Below are 20,694 nucleotides of genomic sequence, written 5' to 3'. Positions count from 1 at the left end.
TTCTAAAAACTGTATATTGAAGAGGAATATTCCTACATACGTAAAGGAGGGCTATAAATGAAACTAATGGAACAACAGTTACATGAGTTAGGTGGTTTGCGAGTACATATTATTCCAACTGATAAATATAAAACAAATACTTTTGTATTTCGTTTTAAGGCACCTTTAAATGAGGAGACGGTGACAGAGCGTGCCCTATTGCCATACGTATTGCAAAGTGCGACAGAAAAGCTTCCTTCTGTAATTCGTCTTCGTCAATATTTAGAAGAATTATATGGATCTTCTTTGGCAGTAGATGTAAGTAAAAAAGGAGAAGACCATATTATCTCTATTTATGTAGACATTGCAAATGAAGTTTATTTACATGATGCACCACCGTTATTTGAAAAAGCACTTTCTATGTTATCGGATATTGTTTTGCATCCAGCGACAGAGGGAAATGGTTTTCTACCTTCTATCGTAGAAAGTGAAAAGAGAGCACTCTTGCAACGAATTGAAGCTACGTACGATGATAAAATGCGCTATGCAAACGAGCGTTTAATTGAAGAAATGTGTAAAGTAGAACCGTATCGTTTAAGTGCAAATGGGAAAAAAGAGAGTGTTTCTTCTATTACAAATGAAAGTTTGTATCAATATTATCAAAAAGTGTTAGCAGAGGATGAAATGGATCTATACATTATTGGTGATATTTCAGAAAACGCAGTGGATCTTGTAAGTAAGTATTTTTCTATTTCAACGCGTCCTGTCAGAGAAAGAAATGTACTTCTTCATAAGAGAAATAATGAAGAAAAAGAAGTAGTTGAACAACAAGAATTAAAACAAAGTAAATTACACATCGGTTATCGTACGTTTATTACGTATAAAGATGAAGATTATTTTGCACTGCAATTGTTCAATGGATTGTTTGGAGGGTTTTCTCATTCGAAGTTATTCGTTAACGTTCGTGAAAAAAATAGTTTAGCGTACTATGCAGCATCCCGCTTTGAAAGTCATAAAGGCTTATTGTTTGTCATGTCAGGGATCGAAGCGAAAAATTATGAAAAAGCTGTTGAGATTATTAAAGAACAAATGTTAGCGATGCAAAATGGTGATTTTTCTGAAGAAGAGATGCATCAAACGAAAAGTGTCATTCAAAATCAAATATTAGAGGCGATTGATACACCGCGCGGATTTGTGGAAATGCTGTATCATGGCATTATTTCAGACCGTACGCGTCCAGTTGAAGAATGGCTTACAGGTATTGAAAGTGTGACGAAAGAAGAAATTGTGAAAGTTGCTAAAAATATTGAACTAGATACAATTTACTTTTTACAAGGAACGGAGGGAGAATAAATGGAGAAAATTGTTTATGAGCAATTAAAAGAGACACTCTATTATGAAAAACTTCCTAATGGATTAGATGTATATATTTTACCGAAGCAAGGATTTAATAAAACATTTGCAACGTTTACGACAAAATATGGTTCTATGGATAATACATTCGTACCACTAGGTAAAGAAGAAATGATTCGTGTGCCAGATGGAATTGCTCATTTTCTTGAGCATAAATTATTTGAAAAAGAAGATCACGATGCTTTCCAATTGTTTAGTAAACAAGGAGCATCAGCAAATGCTTTCACATCTTTCACAAGAACAGCTTACCTTTTTTCATGTACATCAAATGTAGAACAAAATTTAAATACATTGTTAAACTTCGTACAAGAACCGTACTTCTCTGAAAAAACAGTTGAGAAAGAGAAGGGGATTATTGGGCAAGAAATTCAAATGTATCAAGATAATCCGGATTGGCGCTTATACTTTGGGTTAATTGATAGCTTATTTGTAAAACATCCAATTAAAATTGATATTGCAGGGACAATCGAGTCTATTAGTAAAATTACGAAAGACCTATTATACGAGTGTTATGAAACATTTTATCATCCGAGCAATATGTTACTATTTGTTGTGGGCGCAATTGATCCAGAGAAAACAATGGATTTAGTGCGTGAAAATCAAGCGAAAAAAGACTATAAAAATCAGCCGGAAATTGTACGTTCATTTGAAGAAGAACCAGATGCGGTAAATGAAAAAAAGAAAATTATTTCAATGCCTGTACAAACACCGAAATGTTTAGTGGGTATTAAAGCGACAAATTTAAAAGAAAAAGGAAAAGCCCTTTTAAAACAAGAAATTGCGCTTACGTTACTTTTAGATTATTTATTTGGAAAAAGCTCCGTTCATTACGAATCTTTATATAATGAAGGACTAATTGATGATTCGTTCTCGTATGATTATACGGAAGAGAATAACTTCGGTTTTGCAATGGTAGGCGGCGATACGAAGCAACCTGATGAGCTAGAAGAGCGTTTGAAAGGTATATTATTAAAGACAAATTATGATCAATTAGATGAGGCAGCATTAGAACGAGTGAAGAAAAAGAAAATAGGTGGATTTTTACGCTCATTGAATTCACCGGAATATATTGCGAATCAGTTTACACGATATGCATTTAATGAATCGAGTCTGTTTGAAGCATTAACGGTATTAGAAGGGGTAACTGTTCAAGATTTACAAGAAGTAGCGAAAACATTATTATCAGAAGAAAGAATGAGCGTTTGTCAGGTTTTACCGAAGAAATAAAAGGTTTTATAAAAATACCCTCATCTTGTCATAAAGAAATGATAAGATGAGGGTATTATTTAGTTGTATGAAAATGAGTTTGTAGAGATAAGAGAGGGAATTTATGAAAAAGTATGCATTAGTAACTGGAGGGAGCGGAGGGATTGGCTCTGCTATTTCAAAACAATTAATTCAAGATGGATATACAGTATATGTTCATTATAATAACGGTGAAGAGAAAGTGAATGAGTTGCAGAAAGAATGCGGTGAAGTGATTCCCGTTCAAGCGAATTTAGCTTCTGCTGATGGAGCAGAGCAATTGTGGGAACAAATTGAACATCCTCTTGATGTTATCGTATATGCAGCTGGGAAGAGTATATTTGGACTCGTAACAGATGTAACGAACGACGAATTGAATTCTATGGTAGAACTTCAAGTGAAGAGTATCTATAAATTATTATCAATGGCATTGCCATCTATGATTCAGCGGAGAAGCGGCAATATTGTACTTGTTTCTTCTATATGGGGACAAATTGGCGCATCATGTGAAGTGCTTTACTCGATGGTGAAAGGTGCACAAAATTCATATGTGAAAGCTTTAGCGAAAGAAGTTTCATTAAGTGGAGTAAGAGTGAATGCGGTGGCGCCAGGTGCAATTGAAACGGAAATGTTAAACGTATTTTCAGAAGAGGATAAAAATGAAATTGCTGAAGAGATACCGTTAGGACGATTAGGATTACCGGAAGAAGTGGCGAAAACAGTATCATTTCTCGCATCACCAGGTGCATCTTACATAACGGGACAAATTATCGGAGTAAATGGCGGTTGGCATTGCTAAAAATTTCTTACATAAAAAATGAAAAACTGTACAAATTAAGCATGATTCTATTACTAAGTAGTGAGGTGCTTACACATGTCAGTTTTAGATAATTTTGATCAATGGAAGAGCTTTTTAGGAGAACGTTTAGAACAGGCGCAAGGAAAAGGTCTTGATGGTGGTGCTGTATCAGATATGGCATTTCGTGTTGGAGACTATTTAGCAAATGAAGTAGAAGCGCGCAACGATCAAGAGAAATTATTATCTGAGCTTTGGAAAGTTGCTGACGAACAAGAGCAACATACAATCGCAAACTTAATGGTGAAGTTTGTACAACATAAGTAAAAAATAGAGAGGAGAATCTCCTCTCTATTTTTTTTGTATAATAATAACGCAGGATAGATTATACATTTAGCTTCCCTATTAAGGTGAAATCATATAATATAGTACGTAGGTGTAAAGTAAGCAAGGGGAGTGATCTTGGATGATTGAATGGTATTTTGAATATGAAATACATAAAAACCGACCTGGCTTGCTTGGTGACGTTTCTTCGTTAATCGGTATGCTCGGCATTAATATTGTCACAATTAATGGTGTAGATAATGCAAGGCGTGGATTACTCCTAATGTGTGATAATCAAGAGCAAATCTCTAGACTTGAATCAATTTTAAATACGATGGATAACATAACGGTAACGAAATATCGTCCGCCAAAGCTAAGAGATAAGCTAGCGGTTAGACATGGTAGGTACATACAACGAGATGCAGATGATAAGAAGACATTTCGATTTGTACGTGATGAATTAGGATTACTTGTAGACTTTATGGCTGAAATAATGAAAAAAGAAGGTCATAAACTAATCGGAATACGAGGAATGCCTCGTGTCGGAAAAACAGAATCCATTGTTGCCGCAAGTGTTTGCGCAAATAAAAGATGGTTATTTGTATCATCTACTCTTATTAAGCAAACGGTTCGTAGTCAATTGATTGAAGACGAGTATAGCGACGACAATATTTTCATCTTAGATGGAATCGTGTCAACAAAGCGTGCTAACGAAAGGCATTGGCAGCTCGTTCGTGAAATTATGAGATTGCCTGCAACGAAAGTTGTGGAACATCCTGATGTATTTGTGAGCCAGTCAGAATACACATTAGATGATTTTGATTATATTATCGAGTTACGTAACGATTATGATGAAGAAATTCAATATAATTTAGTAGATGAAATTGAGCAAGGTACGCAAAATAATTTCTCTATGTTTGACTTTTAAAGAAATATTGAGGTGTTAGTAGTGACAGAATTAGGACAAAAGCTGAAAGAAGCAAGAGGAACGAAAGGCTTGTCTATTGATCAGCTGCATGAGGTTACAAAAATCCAAAAGCGCCATTTAGTAGCGATTGAGGAAGGCAATTATGATGTATTGCCAGGAGCTTTTTATGCGCGTGCATTCATTAAACAATACGCAGATGCGGTTGGATTAAATGGAGAGGAATTGCTTGTAGAATATCAGAGTACGATACCACAATCTGAAAAACGCGACGTTCCACAAGTATCAACAGGACAAAAAACGCAAGAAACAATGCAAAAATCTTCATCATGGCCAATTGCAGATCACATGCCGAAAATTTTAGTTGCGCTGTTAGTAATTGCATTTGGAATGGTAATCTGGTTTGTTTTCCAAGCGTTAACTGGAAAAGATGATGCGAAAGTTCCGAATGCTCAAAGCGAGAAAATTGAAGTGAAAAAAGCGGAAAACTCTCCGTTAGATACGAAGAAAGATGATGTGAAAGCGGAAGAGCCGAAAAAAGAAGAACCAAAAAAAGAAGAACCGAAGAAAGAGGAACAACCAGCACAGCCAACTGGACAACAAGAAGTGAAAGTAGTTGGTACAACTGGTAAAGTATCTACTTTGGAAATTCATAACAATAAAACATTAGAACTGGAATTATCGGGTAAAGGTGCGAGTTATGTAGATGTTAAAGATGATGCTGGGAATGTGATTCTAAACGCTACAGTACAAGAGGGCCAAATAGAAAAACGTGATGTATCAACATTAAAAGAAGTGCGACTTAATATTGGAAATGCAACGAATGTTGAAGTCAAACTGAATGGCCAAGTGGTCGCTTATCCATTGGATCCAGAAAAAGAACTTCACCAAAGATTGGTGATCAAAAACCAAGGGATAGAGCAACCTGCACAATAACAGTCATCGCTTCGATGACTTTTTTCAATGAACAAATGTTTTTGATATGATGGAGGAATAGCTGTGAATTTACCAAATAAAATTACAATATCTAGAATCTTCTTAATTCCAATTTTTATGGTAATTATGTTAGCGCCATTTGATTGGGGCTCATACACAATTGGTGATGTTGATTTACCAATTCAACATTTAGTAGGGGCACTTATCTTTATTGTTGCTTCGGCTACAGATTGGATTGATGGACATTACGCAAGAAAGTATAATCTTGTAACAAACTTAGGGAAGTTTCTTGACCCGTTAGCTGATAAATTACTTGTTTCAGCAGCACTGATCACATTAGTTGAGATGCAATACGTACCTGCTTGGATCGTTATTATCATTATAAGCCGTGAGTTTGCGGTAACTGGTTTACGCCTTGTACTTGCTGGAACAGGAGAAGTAGTTGCGGCAAATCAGCTAGGGAAAATTAAGACATGGACACAAATTATCGCGATTGCGGCATACTTATTACACGATGTACCTTTAAATTTAATCCATATTCCAGTTGCTGATATCTTTATATGGATTGCATTAATTTTTACTGTTATTTCAGGATGGGATTATTTCTGGAAAAATAGAGCTGCTTTTGTAAACTCAAAATAGAAGTTTATGGGGGAATTGGGATGAATGCTGAAATTATTGCGGTTGGAACAGAATTGTTACTTGGACAAATTGCAAATACAAACGCCCAGTTTTTATCTGAAAAGTTAGCTTCAATTGGGATTAACGTGTATTACCATACTGTAGTTGGGGATAATAACAATCGATTACAGCAGGCGATTGAAGTTGCAGAAGAGCGCGCGGACATGCTTATTTTTACAGGTGGATTAGGACCGACAAAAGATGATTTGACGAAGGAAACAATAGCGTCTAGCTTAGGGGAAGAGCTTGTATATGATGAAAAGGCATTAGCATCAATAAGCGATTACTTTAAGCGTACAGGTCGCGAATTCACGGAGAATAACAAAAAGCAGGCGCTCGTCTTAAATGGAGCAACTGTATTTGCGAATGATCACGGCATGGCGCCTGGTATGGGGTTAAATAAGAACGGAAAAGTTTATATTTTATTACCAGGACCACCGAAAGAAATGAAGCCGATGTATGTGAGTTATGTAGAGCCCTTTTTACGTAACTTTACAACAGGAGAAAACATTTATTCTCGTGTGCTTCGCTTCTTCGGGATTGGGGAATCTCAATTAGAAGTGAAAGTTCAAGATTTGATTGATGGACAAACGAACCCGACAATCGCCCCGCTTGCGAATGATGGAGAAGTGACATTACGTTTAACTGCTAAGCATCAAAGTGTTCATGAAGCGCAGAAACTCATTCAGCATACGGAAGATTTGATTTTAGAAAGAGTAGGAGAATTTTTCTACGGATATGATCAAGAGTTTCTTCATAATAAGGCGATAGAGTTATTGAAGAAAAAAGGATTAACTTTAGCGTGTGCAGAAAGTTTAACGGGTGGTCTCTTCGGGAATCAAGTAACAGAAAGTGCTGGTGTGTCTTCCGTATTTAAAGGTGGTGTCATTTGCTATCATAATGATGTGAAGCAGCATGTTCTACATGTACCTGAGGAAGTGTTGGCTACTGACGGTGCCGTTAGTCAAGAATGTGCTCGTTATCTTGCTGAAAATGTTAGAGGATTATTAAAAGCGGATATCGGAGTTAGTTTCACTGGGGTAGCAGGACCAGATGCTTCAGAACATAAAGAGCCGGGAACAGTATTTGTTGGACTGGCGATTAAAGATGAACCAACTGTAGTCTTCCCTCTTCATTTAAGCGGAAGTCGTCAACAAATTAGAGAACGCTCAGTAAAATATGGATTTTATCATTTGTATAAAAAGCTAGAAGAGATATAAGTCTCTTCTAGCTTTTTTCATGGTTAAAGGCGGTTTTATTTAATGGAAAATAAAAAAATCGAATAAATGTTCGATTTTTGTTGGCAAATTGAATTGAAAATAGGTATAATAAGATTAGCAATTCAGTTAAGGAGGAATTTTGAATGAGTGATCGTCAAGCAGCGTTAGATATGGCGTTAAAACAAATAGAGAAGCAATTCGGTAAAGGTTCAATTATGAAATTAGGAGAACAAGCGGAGCGTAGAGTTTCTACAGTTTCTAGTGGCTCTTTAGCACTTGATGTGGCATTAGGGGTAGGCGGATACCCACGTGGCCGTATTATCGAAATTTATGGACCTGAAAGTTCAGGTAAAACAACAGTTTCATTACATGCAATTGCAGAAGTACAACGTCAAGGTGGACAAGCGGCGTTCATTGACGCGGAGCATGCAATGGATCCTGTATATGCACAAAAATTAGGTGTTAATATCGATGAATTACTATTATCACAACCTGATACAGGGGAGCAAGGTTTAGAAATCGCAGAAGCACTTGTACGAAGTGGCGCGGTTGATATTATCGTAATTGACTCTGTAGCAGCTCTTGTACCTAAAGCTGAGATCGAAGGAGACATGGGTGACTCACACGTAGGTCTACAAGCGCGTTTAATGTCTCAAGCGCTTCGTAAACTTTCAGGTGCAATTAATAAATCAAAAACAATTGCAATCTTTATTAACCAAATTCGTGAAAAAGTTGGGGTTATGTTCGGGAACCCAGAAACAACTCCAGGTGGTCGTGCGTTGAAATTCTATTCAACTGTTCGTCTTGAAGTGCGTCGTGCTGAGCAATTAAAGCAAGGTAACGACATCGTTGGTAATAAAACAAAAGTAAAAGTAGTTAAAAATAAAGTGGCACCACCATTCCGTGTTGCTGAAGTTGATATTATGTACGGAGAAGGTATTTCAAGAGAAGGCGAAATCTTAGATATGGCTTCTGAACTTGATATCGTTCAAAAGAGTGGTGCATGGTACTCTTATAATGAAGAGCGCCTAGGACAAGGTCGAGAAAATTCGAAGCAGTTCTTAAAAGAAAATACGGATTTAAGAGAAGAAATTGCCTTCTTTATTCGTGAGCATCACGGAATTAGCGAAGATTCTGGTGCTGAAGGCGCGGAAGATTCAAATCTTCTTGATTAAAAATAAAAGACACGGCTTCGTGTCTTTTATTTTTGTATCATTATGAAAGCGTTGTATATCGTTGCGGATAAAATATTTAATCTACCTAAAAGGTTATGTATAAAGAGTGATATATGCACGTTTTACATGAATAAACTGGAATTTACTAAGGTTTTCCAGGATAATATGCTATCTGCTTTTTAAATTCATATATGAATTAGGGCTGAAGGTAAAGAAAGTAAAAGTAGACAACGCTTGACAATGAAAATTGCGATAGATACAATGAGAATGTATATTTTTTCTTATATACGAAACACTCTTCTCAAGAAGAGAAGTAATATTCGGAGTAAGACTTAAATCTTGCCGAAATAATAATATGACATTTTAATTGTGAAATGAAGAAAGTCCCTTAAAAAAGCGGGACGACGGTCTTTGCTGTATGTTGGTATTCAATGTACATGCCGACAGTCTTTTTTCATTCATAGCAAGGGGAGGTGAAATCATGAGTAGTACTGCAGTTTGGATACTCATCTCCATTTTGCTTGCAACAGTCGGTGCAGTTGTTGGCTTTTTTGTTCGAAAGTCTATTGCTGAAGCGAAGATTAATGGTGCAGCTAATGAAGCGAAACGTATTATAGATGAAGCGAATCGTGAGGCTGAAGCACTTAAGAAAGAAGCGCTTTTAGAAGCAAAGGATGAAATTCATACACTTCGTACAGAAGCTGAATTAGAAATTCGTGACCGTAGAAGCGAATTACAAAAACAAGAAAATCGTTTAATGCAAAAAGAAGAGAACCTTGATCGTAAAGACGAAACGCTCGATAAACGTGAGCAACAGTTAGAAAAGAAAGAGGATTCTCTTGTAGCGAGACAACAACAGATTGAAGAGTTGGAAAGCAAAGTGGGAGAGTTAGTTCAAAAGCAACAAACAGAATTAGAGCGCATTTCCAATCTGACACGCGAACAAGCGAAAGCAATTATTCTTGGTAAAGTAGAAAGTGAAGTTTCTCATGAAATTGCCGTAATGGTAAAAGAAAGTGAAGTTCGTGCGAAAGAAGAAGCGGATAAGAAAGCAAAAGAGATTTTATCTCTTGCAATGCAGAGATGTGCAGCTGATCATGTTGCTGAAACAACCGTTTCGGTTGTAAATCTTCCAAATGACGAAATGAAGGGACGTATTATCGGACGTGAAGGTCGAAATATTCGTACGTTAGAAACGTTAACAGGTATTGACCTAATTATCGATGATACACCAGAAGCGGTTATCCTTTCTGGATTTGACCCAATTCGTCGTGAAACAGCTCGTATCGCTCTTGATAAACTAGTACAGGACGGACGTATTCACCCAGCGCGTATTGAAGAGATGGTCGAAAAATCAAGACGTGAAGTGGACGAGTATATTCGCGAAGTCGGAGAGCAAACAACGTTTGAAGTGGGTGTTCACGGATTACATCCAGATTTAATTAAGATTTTAGGTCGTTTGAAATACCGTACAAGTTACGGACAAAACGTCTTAAAACACTCTATGGAAGTTGCATATTTAACTGGACTTATGGCAGCAGAGCTTGGTGAGGATGAAAAACTAGCAAGACGTGCTGGTCTATTACATGATATCGGTAAAGCGATTGACCATGAAGTAGAAGGTAGCCACGTTGAAATTGGTGTTGAACTCGCAACGAAATATAAAGAGCATCCTGTAGTTATAAACAGTATTGCATCTCACCATGGAGACACAGAACCAACTTCAATCATTGCAGTTTTAGTTGCAGCAGCAGATGCATTATCAGCTGCAAGACCTGGAGCTCGTAGTGAAACACTTGAGAACTATATTCGTCGTCTTGAAAAGTTAGAAGAGATTTCAGAGTCTTATGAAGGCGTAGAAAAATCATTCGCAATTCAAGCAGGACGAGAAGTTCGTATTCTGGTAAAACCAGATACAATCGATGATTTAGAAGCTCATCGTTTAGCTCGTGATATTCGAAAACGTATTGAAAATGAACTGGATTACCCAGGACATATTAAAGTAACTGTTATTCGTGAAACACGTGCAGTGGAATACGCAAAATAAAGTGGTGAAACACCACTTTATTTTTTTGTGTTGGAATTGGTTAAAATAAAGGAAATTAGTTATACCTAGCATACAAGTGAAACAAACTTATAATAAATATATTGTAAGGAAATCACTTGAAGCTATAGTAATAAAAAATGTAGTACATAGGAAGGGTAAGACATATGAGAATATTATTTGTTGGGGATGTAGTAGGATCTCCTGGTAGAGGTATGATTCAACAATACGTACCGGCATTAAAGAAGAAATATACACCTACAGTAACCATTATTAATGGAGAAAATGCAGCAGGTGGACGTGGAATTACAGAGAAAATATACCGAAACTTTTTAGAATGCGGGGCACAAGCGGTTACACTTGGAAACCATGCTTGGGATAACCGTGAAGTATTTGAATTTATTGATGACGCAAAATATCTTGCAAGACCAGCTAACTTCCCAGAAGGAACCCCAGGAAAAGGGCTTATCTTTGTGAACTGTAATGGAACAGAAGTTGCAGTTATTAACTTACAAGGACGTACATTCCTTCCTCCAATCGATTGTCCATTCCGTAAAGTGGATGAATTAATTGATATTGCGAAAAAACGTACGAATATTATCTTTGTTGATTTCCATGCGGAAACTACAAGTGAAAAACAAGCGTTAGGTTGGTATGTAGATGGTCGTGCTACAGCGGTAGTAGGTACACATACGCATGTTCCTACAGCAGATAATCGTATTTTACCAAGCGGAACGGCATATATTACAGATGTTGGTATGACAGGACCTTACGATGGAATTTTAGGTATGGACCGAGAAGCAGTATTGAAGAAGTTTTTAACAAACTTACCAGTACGATTTGAAGTAACAAATGGTAGAACACAATTAAGTGCAGTGCTAATTGATGTGGACCCTAATACAGGAAAAGCTAAGAAAATTCAGCGTATTTTAATTAACGATGATCAACCATTTTTTGAGTGATTTTTGAATAAAATTTAGATAAGTTATTATTTTTTAATTTTTTAGAAAAATTACAGAAATTTAGCAGGAATACGTGTCATTCCTCGTGAATATAAGTTAAAGTGAAATAATTGCTAATACTTTTTAGAGAAACGAGGAGGAAACGCGGAATGGAAATATTAAAAGTTAAAGCAACGTCGGTCCCTAATTCTGTAGCTGGTGCACTTGCAGGTGTTATTCGCGAACGCGGAACAGCAGAAATTCAAGCCATTGGTGCAGGTGCATTGAACCAAGCGGTAAAGGCAGTAGCAATTGCAAGAGGATTTGTAGCGCCTAGTGGTTTGGACCTGATTTGTATCCCAGCGTTTACAGATATTATGATTGATGGGGAAGAACGTACAGCAATAAAATTAATTGTAGAACCTCGTTAAGTTTAAACAACCTGTTTGCAGTATGCAAACAGGTTGTTTTTATAATGGAGGAATGGAAATGAAAATTTTTGATGCTCATTGTGATGTACTCCTTCAGTTATGGTGTGCACAGGGGAAAAGGAATTTTAAAAATGATCCGCAATTACATATTACATTCGAACAGTTAAAGAGAAGAAAAGGAAGTATACAATGTTTTGCTATATATGTGCCAGAAACGATAGCGTATGAAAAAAGGTTTGAAGCGGCATTACAAATGATAGATATTTTTTATAATGAAATTTTGTCACTACCAGGTATGAAGTTAATTCAGACAAAAGATGATATTAACATGTTAAAACAGGACGAGATTGGAGCGATATTAACACTAGAAGGATGCGAAGCAATTGGGAAAGATGCAATGAAATTACGGTTGTTTTATCGCCTAGGAGTACGTTCCTTTGGATTAACATGGAATTATGCCAATCTATTAGCTGATGGTGCGCTAGAGACACGTGGGGCGGGTTTAACGACTTTTGGTAAACACGTTGTACAAGAACTTAATACGTTGCATGCATGGACTGATGTGTCTCATCTGAATGAAAGAAGCTTTTGGGATGTGATAGAAGTTGCAACAAATCCGATTGCCTCCCACTCAAATTGCATGAAACTTTGTCAGCATCCACGTAATTTAAACGATGAACAACTTAAAGCTCTTATAAAGCAAAATAGTATAATCGGTGTCACTTTCGTACCACAGTTTCTAACAAGTGAAAAACAAGCGAATATAGCAGATATAGTAAGGCATATTGAATATATTTGTTCGTTAGGTGGAGAGAACAATATAGGATTTGGTTCCGATTTTGATGGGATATTAGAAACGGTCGTAAATGTATCGGCGTATCGAGAGTATGAAAATGTAATGAATGAACTTTGTAAACACTATGCTGCATCTACTGTAGAGCGATTTTTATATAATAATTTTGTTGAACGTATAAGTTTTTAAGATTTTTGTTTTGAAAATACAGAAAAATTAGAATTAATTCATTTGATATTATTGCTTTTTTTAAGACCTAATACTAGAATGAAAAACAAAATAGCTTTATACTAAAGATTCAGGGAAATCAGAAGAGGCATAATTTGCGTCCGTTGTAGTTTATTTGCATAAAAAATGCTAAACTATTACTGTAAAAAAATACACTACAATGAATGCAGCCAAAAGGGGTGTAGGAGATGATTAGTCAACTTTCATGGAAAGTTGGAGGCCAACAAGGTGAAGGAATTGAAAGTACAGGAGAAATCTTCTGTATTGCATTAAACCGATTAGGATATTACCTATACGGTTACCGCCACTTCTCATCACGTATTAAAGGCGGCCATACAAATAATAAAATTCGTGTAAGTACAACAGAAGTACGCGCGATCTCAGATGATTTAGATATTTTAATTGCTTTTGATCAAGAAACAATTGATTTTAACTTCCACGAACTACGTCCAGGTGGAATTGTAGTTGCAGATGCGAAATTTAATCCAACAATACCTGATAATACAGATGTAAATCTATATGTGATACCGTTTACAGATATTGCTTCAGAATTAGGCACATCATTAATGAAAAACATGGTTGCTGTTGGAGCATCAAGTGCGGTATTAGGATTAGATGAGACAGCTTATTTAGATGTTGTTGAAGAGATCTTTGGTCGTAAAGGAGAGCAAGTCGTTCAAAAGAATATGGACGCAATTAAACGTGGCTCTCAATATATGAAAGAATTGCTAGGTGAGAAAGTAAACATGATGCAGCTTGAAAAAGCTGATGGTAAGAAACGCATGTTTATGATTGGAAACGATGCAATCGCATTTGGTGCGGTAGCTGGTGGTGCCCGCTTTATGTCTGCATATCCAATTACACCTGCATCTGAAATTATGGAATACTTAATTAAAAAATTGCCAAAAGTTGGCGGGACAGTAATCCAAACTGAGGATGAAATCGCAGCTTGTACAATGGCAATCGGTGCAAACTATGCTGGTGTTCGTACATTAACTGCATCTGCTGGTCCGGGTCTATCTTTAATGATGGAAGCGATCGGTTTAGCAGGTATTACAGAAACGCCATTAGTAATTGTTGATACACAACGTGGCGGTCCAAGTACAGGATTACCAACGAAACAAGAGCAGTCTGATTTAATGGCGATGATTTACGGTACGCACGGTGAAATTCCAAAAATCGTAATGGCGCCAAGTACTGTTGAAGAAGCTTTCTACGATATTGTAGAAGCGTTTAATTTATCTGAAGAATATCAAGTACCTGTTATTTTCTTAACAGATTTACAGCTTTCTTTAGGGAAACAAACGGTAGAACCACTTAAGTTAGATAAAGTGGAAATTCGTCGCGGTAAGCTTGATTTAGAAGCAGAATTACCAGAACGTGAAAATAAAGCATACTTCAAGCGTTATGAAGTAACAGAAGATGGCGTTTCACCACGTGTTTTACCTGGTATGAAAAATGGTGTTCACCATGTTACAGGTGTAGAGCATGATGAAACTGGTAAACCATCTGAATCAGCAATAAACCGTAAAGATCAAATGGACAAACGTTTCCGTAAAATGGAGAACTTGAAATTTAATACCCCTGTTTATAAAAATGTTAAGCATGAAGAAGCAGACGTATTGCTTGTTGGATTTAACTCAACTCGTGGTGCGATCGAAGAAGCAATGGAGCGATTAGAACAAGAGGGTATGAAAGTAAACCATGCTCATGTGCGTTTAATTCACCCGTTCCCAACAGCTGAAATCGATCCACTTGTGAAAAATGCGAAGCGTGTTGTAGTGGTAGAAAACAATGCAACAGGTCAGCTTGCTAACATTATGAAAATGAATCTTGGTAACGGTGAGAAAATTTCTAGTCTTTTAAAATATGATGGAAACCCATTCTTGCCGAAAGAGATTTACAACGAATGCAAAAAAGGGGTTGTATTAAATGGCAACATTTAAGGACTTTCGTAACAGTGTAAAACCAAACTGGTGCCCAGGTTGCGGAGACTTCTCGGTGCAAGCTGCAATTCAACGTGCGGCAGCTAACGTTGGCTTAAATCCAGATGAACTTGCTGTTATTTCTGGTATCGGCTGTTCAGGTCGTATTTCAGGTTATATTAATTCATATGGTGTGCATAGTATTCATGGTCGTGCTCTTCCAATTGCACAAGGTGTAAAAATGGCAAACCGTGATTTAACAGTTATCGCATCAGGTGGTGACGGTGATGGATTTGCAATCGGTATGGGACATACAATCCATTCTATTCGTCGTAACATCGACATTACGTACATCGTAATGGATAACCAAATTTACGGATTAACAAAAGGGCAAACTTCACCACGTAGTGAAGCTGGATTTAAAACGAAAAGTACACCACAAGGTTCAATTGAACCGTCACTAAATGTTATGGAAATGGCTTTAACAGCTGGTGCAACATTTGTGGCGCAAAGCTTTTCAAGTGATTTAAAAGAATTAACACAAATTATTGAAGCTGGTATTAACCATAAAGGATTTTCATTAATTAACGTGTTCAGCCCATGTGTTACTTACAATAAAGTAAATACTTACGATTGGTTTAAAGAGAATTTAACAAAACTAAGTACAGTAGAGGGATATGATCCGTCTAATCGCATGATGGCTATGCAAACGTTAATGGAAAATAACGGGTTAGTAACAGGTTTAATTTATCAAAATACAGCGCAACCTTCATATCAAGAACTTGTAAAAGGCTATAGTGAGAAGCCTTTAGTGCAATCTGATTTAAATATGGATCAGAAAATGTTTGATGAGCTTGTTGCTGAATTTATGTAATGTAAGAAGGAAAGGTTGCCATGTGGCAACCTTTTTTAATGAGAAAAATATAGAGTAGTCTTATTTACTTAGAAAATTCAGAATGGTAAAATAATATATAAATCGTTGTATGAAAATGGTGAGTTCATTGCATATGAAATGTAAAATCAGACAGAGCCTCTTTCTTGTTTAAATTGGCGAAACGCTTCATACTATGGTAATGTTTATAGAGATAAAGCAATATGCTTTTGGGTAGGACAAATAAAAGGGAATGTCTATTTGCGTGGGGAAGACTTCATTCTTACGAATGATTAGATTGGTTACTCAAGTTTCAAAGGACAAGTTATCTCTCAAGCTATCTAACCATTTTTGAGGTGAGTCTAAGCGCATTAAAATGGACTATAGAGTGTGTATAGTTAAGGGTGAAAGGAGATTACCGATGAACGAGCAACAACGATTAGCAAGTCAGCAAGCAAATTCCTCTACGAAAAAAGAAGAGAAAGATTATAGCAAATACTTTGAAAGTGTATACCAACCACCTTCCTTAAAAGACGCGAAAAAACGAGGGAAAGAAGAAGTTAAAATTGAACGGGATTTTGGCTTACCGGAAGAGTTTCGCAATTTTGGTACAGGAAGAAAGTTTTATATTCGTACATATGGTTGTCAAATGAATGAGCATGATACAGAAGTAATGGCTGGTATTTTCACTGCACTTGGATATGAACCAACGTTTTCAACTGAAGATGCAGATGTAGTATTATTAAATACTTGTGCCATTCGTGAAAATGCTGAAAATAAAGTGTTCGGTGAACTAGGTCATTTAAAGTCACTAAAACGAAGAAATCCGGACCTTTTAATTGGTGTATGTGGTTGTATGTCTCAAGAGGAGTCTGTTGTAAATAAAATTATGCAAAAAAATCAGCATGTAGATATGGTGTTTGGAACGCATAATATTCATAGATTACCGTACATTCTAAAGGATGCAATGTTCTCGAAGGAGACGGTAGTTGAAGTTTGGTCAAAAGAAGGAGACGTAATTGAAAACCTTCCGAAAGTACGCCGGGGTGATATTAAAGCTTGGGTAAATATTATGTATGGTTGTGATAAGTTCTGTACATATTGTATCGTACCGTATACACGCGGAAAAGAGCGAAGCAGACGTCCAGAAGATATTATCCAAGAGATCCGTCATTTAGCTGCGAATGGTTATAAAGAAATTACGTTACTTGGACAGAACGTAAATGCATATGGTAAAGACTTTGAAGATATAGAATACGGTCTTGGCGATTTAATGGATGAACTCCGTAAAGTTGATATAGCTCGTATTCGTTTTACAACGAGCCATCCACGTGATTTCGATGATCACTTAATTGAAGTGCTTGGAAAAGGTGGGAACTTAGTAGAACATATTCACTTACCAGTTCAATCTGGAAGCACAGAGATGTTAAAAATTATGGCGCGAAAATATTCGCGTGAGCATTATTTAGAGCTTGTAAGAAAAATTAAAGAAGCAATTCCAAACGCGGTATTAACAACTGATATTATCGTCGGTTTCCCAAATGAAACAGATGAGCAATTTGAAGAAACGATGTCGTTATATCGTGAAGTAGGATTTGATACTGCCTTTACCTTTATTTATTCTCCGCGCGAAGGTACACCAGCTGCAAAAATGAAAGATAATGTACCGATGGATGTGAAGAAAGAACGTCTTCAACGTTTAAATGCATTAGTAAATAAATTGGCAATTGAAAAGAATGATGGTTATAAAGGTCAAATTGTAGAAGTGTTAGTTGATGGAGAAAGTAAAAATAACGCGGAAGTACTTGCAGGTTATACTCGTACGAATAAACTTGTAAACTTCGTTGCTCCAAAATCTTTAATTGGTCAGCTTGTGAAAGTAAAAGTAACGGACGCAAAAACTTGGTCTCTTAACGGAGAACTAGTTGAAGAGCCGATTGAGGTGGAATAATAGATGAAAGCATATACGAAAGATGAAATTGTTGAGCAAGCAAAAGAATTAGCAAAAATGATTTCTGAAACAGAAGAAGTTGATTTCTTTAAAAAAGCAGAGGCGCAAATTCATAAAAATGAAAATGTAAAACGCGCAATTGATGAAATTAAAGCACTGCAAAAACAAGCAGTAAACTTGCAGCATTACGGAAAATGGGAAGCTTTGAAAAAAGTAGAAGTTGAAATTGATGCATTGCAAGATAAGTTAGATAGTATCCCAGTTGTACAAGAATTTAAATCTTCACAAACATATGTAAATGATTTACTACAGCTAGTTGCAAGTACGATTTCTAACAACGTAACAGATGAAATATTAATTTCAACTAATGGCGATGTATTGAAGGGTGAAACGGGCGCAGCGGTAGAAAGTAAAAAAGGAAATTGTGGTTGTTAAAGAGATGTCGAATTGACATCTCTTTTTTTAGTGGATTAAACGTAAATTCTTCTCAAAAAAAGAATGACACATTCCGCTATTGTCACGCATATGATTAAGTGAATAGTGATTGAGGAGGGTTACGAATGTCCGAATTTAGAGAGATTATTACAAAAGCAGTGGTTGGAAAAGGACGTAAGTATACAAAGTCAACGCATACATGTGAATCGAATAATGAACCAACAAGTATTTTAGGGTGCTGGGTAATTAACCACTCGTATGAAGCAAGAAAGAATGGAAAGCATGTGGAAATTGAAGGTTTCTATGATGTGAACACTTGGTATTCATTTGATGGCAATACAAAGACAGAAGTTGTAACAGAGCGTGTGAACTACACGGATGAAGTAAGCATTGGGTATCGTGATAAAAACTTTTCTGGTGATGATTTAGAAATTATTGCTCGTGTCATTCAGCCACCAAATTGTTTAGAAGCTCTTGTATCACCAAATGGTAATAAAATTGTTGTAACTGTAGAACGTGAATTTGTAACAGAAGTAGTTGGCGAAACGAAAATTTGTGTAAGTGTAAACCCTGAAGGTTGTGTAGAATCAGACGAAGATTTCCAAATTGACGATGATGAGTTTGAAGAATTAGATCCGAACTTTATCGTTGATGCAGAAGAAGAGTAATAGAAAGCTAGGGAGAAGTTCTTCCTAGCTTTTTACTTTACAGATTTTCCCTAACAAGAAAGCCCATTGCCTTTAGGCATGGGATGAAAGTGAGGTTGGATACGGAGTACCACTAAAAATTGCAAGGTTCGTGGTACTTTAAGTATCCAAATTATAGGTAGTTTCTTCGGATCTTTTTGTTGTAATTTTTCGAAAATAAATGATACATTGTAGCTAGAATAAATGATAATAGAAGAATGTTTCAAAGCGTTTGAGAGGAAAATCTCTTCATCTCATGTAGTTGCAAAGTTTATGGACAAGTTCTTATTTTGTTTCTATTGCTAGAAATGTATCAAATAAACGATGCTGAAAATCAAAAAATAAGGGGATGAAAGGTATGTCACAGACCCTAACAGTGAAAGTGAAATTGATTCCAACAAGAGAACAAATCCGTTTGTTGGAACAAAGCAGTCACGAATATATCAAAGTTATAAATACGCTTGTATCGGAAATGGTGGAAGCAAAGAAAAGTACGAAAAAAAGCACAAAAGATATTGAAGCAAATATCCCAAGTGCGGTGAAGAATCAGGCGATTAAAGACGCGAAAAGTTTGTTCGCTACAAAAGTAAAGAAAAGCAAGTATAAAATCATTCCGGTTTTAAAGAGACCTGTTTGTGTATGGAACAATCAAAATTACTCATTTGATGCCACTCATATTTCAATCCCGTTTAAGATAAATGGAAAGTCCACTCGTTTAAAGGTCCGCGCTTTATTAATCGATAAAAACAATCGCAATTTGAATTTGTTAAAACATAAATTAGGTACACTTCGTATCACAAAGAAATCGAATAAGTGGATCGCCCAAATATCTATCAAGCTTACTACAAATGAAAAAGCAGGGACGAAAATTTTAGGAGTAGACTTAGGTCTCAAAGTCCCTGCGGTAGCGATCACAGACGATGACAAGGTTCGTTTCTTTGGGAATGGTAGGCAAAACAAATATAGGAAGCGTAAGTTTCGGAGTGTTCGTAATAAGCTAGGAAAAGACAAAAAGGTGAATGCCATCCGACGATTGGATGATAAAGAAAAAAGATGGATGCAAGATAAAGATCACAAAATAAGTCGTGAAATCATTGATTTTGCGATTGATAATCATATTTCTGTCATTCGATTAGAACAGCTAACGAATATAAGACAGACGGCAAGAACAAGCCGTAAAAACGAAAAAAATCTACACACTTGGTCATTCTATCGTTTGTCACGATTTATTGCGTATAAAGCAATGTTAGCTGGTATTCAGGTTGAATATGTGAATCCAGCTTATACAAGTCAAAGTTGTCCAAAATGCGCTGAAAAGAACAGGGCACAAGACAGAAAGTACAAGTGTCCATGTGGGTTTAAGACACATCGTGATATCGTTGGGGCGATGAATATTCGCTACGCAACTGTGATTGATGGTAACAGTCAATCAGCCTAAGCACCTATATGGTCTGGTTTAGGAAGGGCAATGAGATGTCCTGATCTTGAAGGTTGTTCAAAACAGAAATGGACTGCGAACGCTTAGTCATTCAAGAATCCCACCCGTAACTCCGTAAGGATTCGGGCTTGCGACTTTAGTCGTGGGAGTCTCAAATAAGTAGTGCTTGAATAAACATGAGTCCTTATGAAATGTGCTATAATGAAGAAAGACTCCTGAAACAGGAGATATGGATGTCCGTGAAATGTGACATATAT

19 protein-coding genes are annotated in these 20,694 nt (G+C 36.5%); all 19 read left to right on the top strand.

The window, feature by feature from the left end; translation table 11 throughout:
• Positions 1-57: 57 nt before the first annotated feature.
• The 19 genes from yfmF to AC3WVA_RS00330 all read left to right on the top strand — a co-directional run bounded on the left by yfmF (position 58) and on the right by AC3WVA_RS00330 (position 20,437).
• Complete coding sequence (yfmF, locus tag AC3WVA_RS00420; RefSeq protein WP_071758851.1) at positions 58-1,332, top strand: EF-P 5-aminopentanol modification-associated protein YfmF; 1,275 nt, start codon at positions 58-60, stop codon at positions 1,330-1,332.
• Positions 1,333-2,619, top strand: a complete 1,287-nt coding sequence (gene yfmH, locus AC3WVA_RS00415; protein WP_048530459.1) for an EF-P 5-aminopentanol modification-associated protein YfmH — start codon at positions 1,333-1,335, stop codon at positions 2,617-2,619.
• A 103-nt stretch (positions 2,620-2,722) separates the two neighbouring features.
• On the top strand, positions 2,723-3,436 hold the full coding sequence (gene ymfI, locus AC3WVA_RS00410; RefSeq protein WP_098345292.1) for an elongation factor P 5-aminopentanone reductase: 714 nt from the start codon (positions 2,723-2,725) through the stop codon (positions 3,434-3,436).
• A gap of 75 nt (positions 3,437-3,511) precedes the next feature.
• On the top strand, positions 3,512-3,760 hold the full coding sequence (locus AC3WVA_RS00405) for a DUF3243 domain-containing protein (protein ID WP_048530457.1): 249 nt from the start codon (positions 3,512-3,514) through the stop codon (positions 3,758-3,760).
• A gap of 139 nt (positions 3,761-3,899) precedes the next feature.
• Positions 3,900-4,685: a DUF3388 domain-containing protein gene (locus AC3WVA_RS00400; protein WP_000574107.1), complete on the top strand. Its 786-nt coding sequence runs from the start codon at positions 3,900-3,902 to the stop codon at positions 4,683-4,685.
• Between the two features lie 21 nt (positions 4,686-4,706).
• The gene (locus tag AC3WVA_RS00395; RefSeq protein ID WP_087958634.1) at positions 4,707-5,618 is read left to right on the top strand and encodes a helix-turn-helix domain-containing protein; all 912 of its coding nucleotides are present in this window, start codon (positions 4,707-4,709) and stop codon (positions 5,616-5,618) included.
• Positions 5,619-5,681: 63 nt separating this feature from the next.
• The gene (gene pgsA, locus AC3WVA_RS00390) at positions 5,682-6,260 is read left to right on the top strand and encodes a CDP-diacylglycerol--glycerol-3-phosphate 3-phosphatidyltransferase (RefSeq protein WP_001052973.1); all 579 of its coding nucleotides are present in this window, start codon (positions 5,682-5,684) and stop codon (positions 6,258-6,260) included.
• Between the two features lie 20 nt (positions 6,261-6,280).
• Positions 6,281-7,519: a competence/damage-inducible protein CinA gene (cinA, locus tag AC3WVA_RS00385; protein ID WP_048530452.1), complete on the top strand. Its 1,239-nt coding sequence runs from the start codon at positions 6,281-6,283 to the stop codon at positions 7,517-7,519.
• A gap of 143 nt (positions 7,520-7,662) precedes the next feature.
• A complete protein-coding gene (gene recA, locus AC3WVA_RS00380) occupies positions 7,663-8,694 on the top strand; it encodes a recombinase RecA (protein WP_048530451.1) in 1,032 nt (343 codons plus the stop codon).
• A 481-nt stretch (positions 8,695-9,175) separates the two neighbouring features.
• Positions 9,176-10,741: a ribonuclease Y gene (gene rny, locus AC3WVA_RS00375; RefSeq protein WP_000099355.1), complete on the top strand. Its 1,566-nt coding sequence runs from the start codon at positions 9,176-9,178 to the stop codon at positions 10,739-10,741.
• A 164-nt stretch (positions 10,742-10,905) separates the two neighbouring features.
• Positions 10,906-11,700 (top strand): TIGR00282 family metallophosphoesterase, encoded by a 795-nt coding sequence (locus AC3WVA_RS00370; RefSeq protein WP_048530450.1) that lies wholly within the window; start codon positions 10,906-10,908, stop codon positions 11,698-11,700.
• Between the two features lie 149 nt (positions 11,701-11,849).
• A complete protein-coding gene (gene spoVS, locus AC3WVA_RS00365; RefSeq protein WP_000404341.1) occupies positions 11,850-12,110 on the top strand; it encodes a stage V sporulation protein SpoVS in 261 nt (86 codons plus the stop codon).
• A 22-nt stretch (positions 12,111-12,132) separates the two neighbouring features.
• Positions 12,133-13,092 carry a dipeptidase gene (locus AC3WVA_RS00360; protein ID WP_141539446.1) on the top strand — a complete coding sequence of 320 codons (960 nt, stop codon included), beginning with the start codon at positions 12,133-12,135 and terminating at the stop codon, positions 13,090-13,092.
• A 227-nt stretch (positions 13,093-13,319) separates the two neighbouring features.
• Positions 13,320-15,077 carry a 2-oxoacid:acceptor oxidoreductase subunit alpha gene (locus tag AC3WVA_RS00355; protein WP_087958638.1) on the top strand — a complete coding sequence of 586 codons (1,758 nt, stop codon included), beginning with the start codon at positions 13,320-13,322 and terminating at the stop codon, positions 15,075-15,077.
• Positions 15,064-15,930: a 2-oxoacid:ferredoxin oxidoreductase subunit beta gene (locus AC3WVA_RS00350; RefSeq protein WP_000190154.1), complete on the top strand. Its 867-nt coding sequence runs from the start codon at positions 15,064-15,066 to the stop codon at positions 15,928-15,930. Before AC3WVA_RS00355 ends, AC3WVA_RS00350 begins: the two co-directional genes overlap by 14 nt.
• Positions 15,931-16,348: 418 nt before the next feature.
• Positions 16,349-17,878: a tRNA (N6-isopentenyl adenosine(37)-C2)-methylthiotransferase MiaB gene (gene miaB, locus AC3WVA_RS00345; protein ID WP_048530443.1), complete on the top strand. Its 1,530-nt coding sequence runs from the start codon at positions 16,349-16,351 to the stop codon at positions 17,876-17,878.
• 3 nt (positions 17,879-17,881) lie between these two features.
• Positions 17,882-18,313 (top strand): YlbF/YmcA family competence regulator, encoded by a 432-nt coding sequence (locus AC3WVA_RS00340; RefSeq protein WP_098345294.1) that lies wholly within the window; start codon positions 17,882-17,884, stop codon positions 18,311-18,313.
• 125 nt (positions 18,314-18,438) lie between these two features.
• A complete protein-coding gene (gene cotE / locus AC3WVA_RS00335) occupies positions 18,439-18,981 on the top strand; it encodes an outer spore coat protein CotE (RefSeq protein ID WP_001288800.1) in 543 nt (180 codons plus the stop codon).
• 376 nt (positions 18,982-19,357) lie between these two features.
• Entirely contained in the window at positions 19,358-20,437 is a 1,080-nt protein-coding gene (locus AC3WVA_RS00330) for an RNA-guided endonuclease TnpB family protein (protein WP_098345295.1), read from the top strand.
• Positions 20,438-20,694: the final 257 nt, after the last annotated feature.

It is taken from the genome of Bacillus sp. EB106-04-02-XG92, assembly GCF_058791995.1.
The sequence above is the reverse complement of the archived record's forward strand: the minus strand, read 5'-3'. Positions and strand labels throughout refer to the sequence as shown.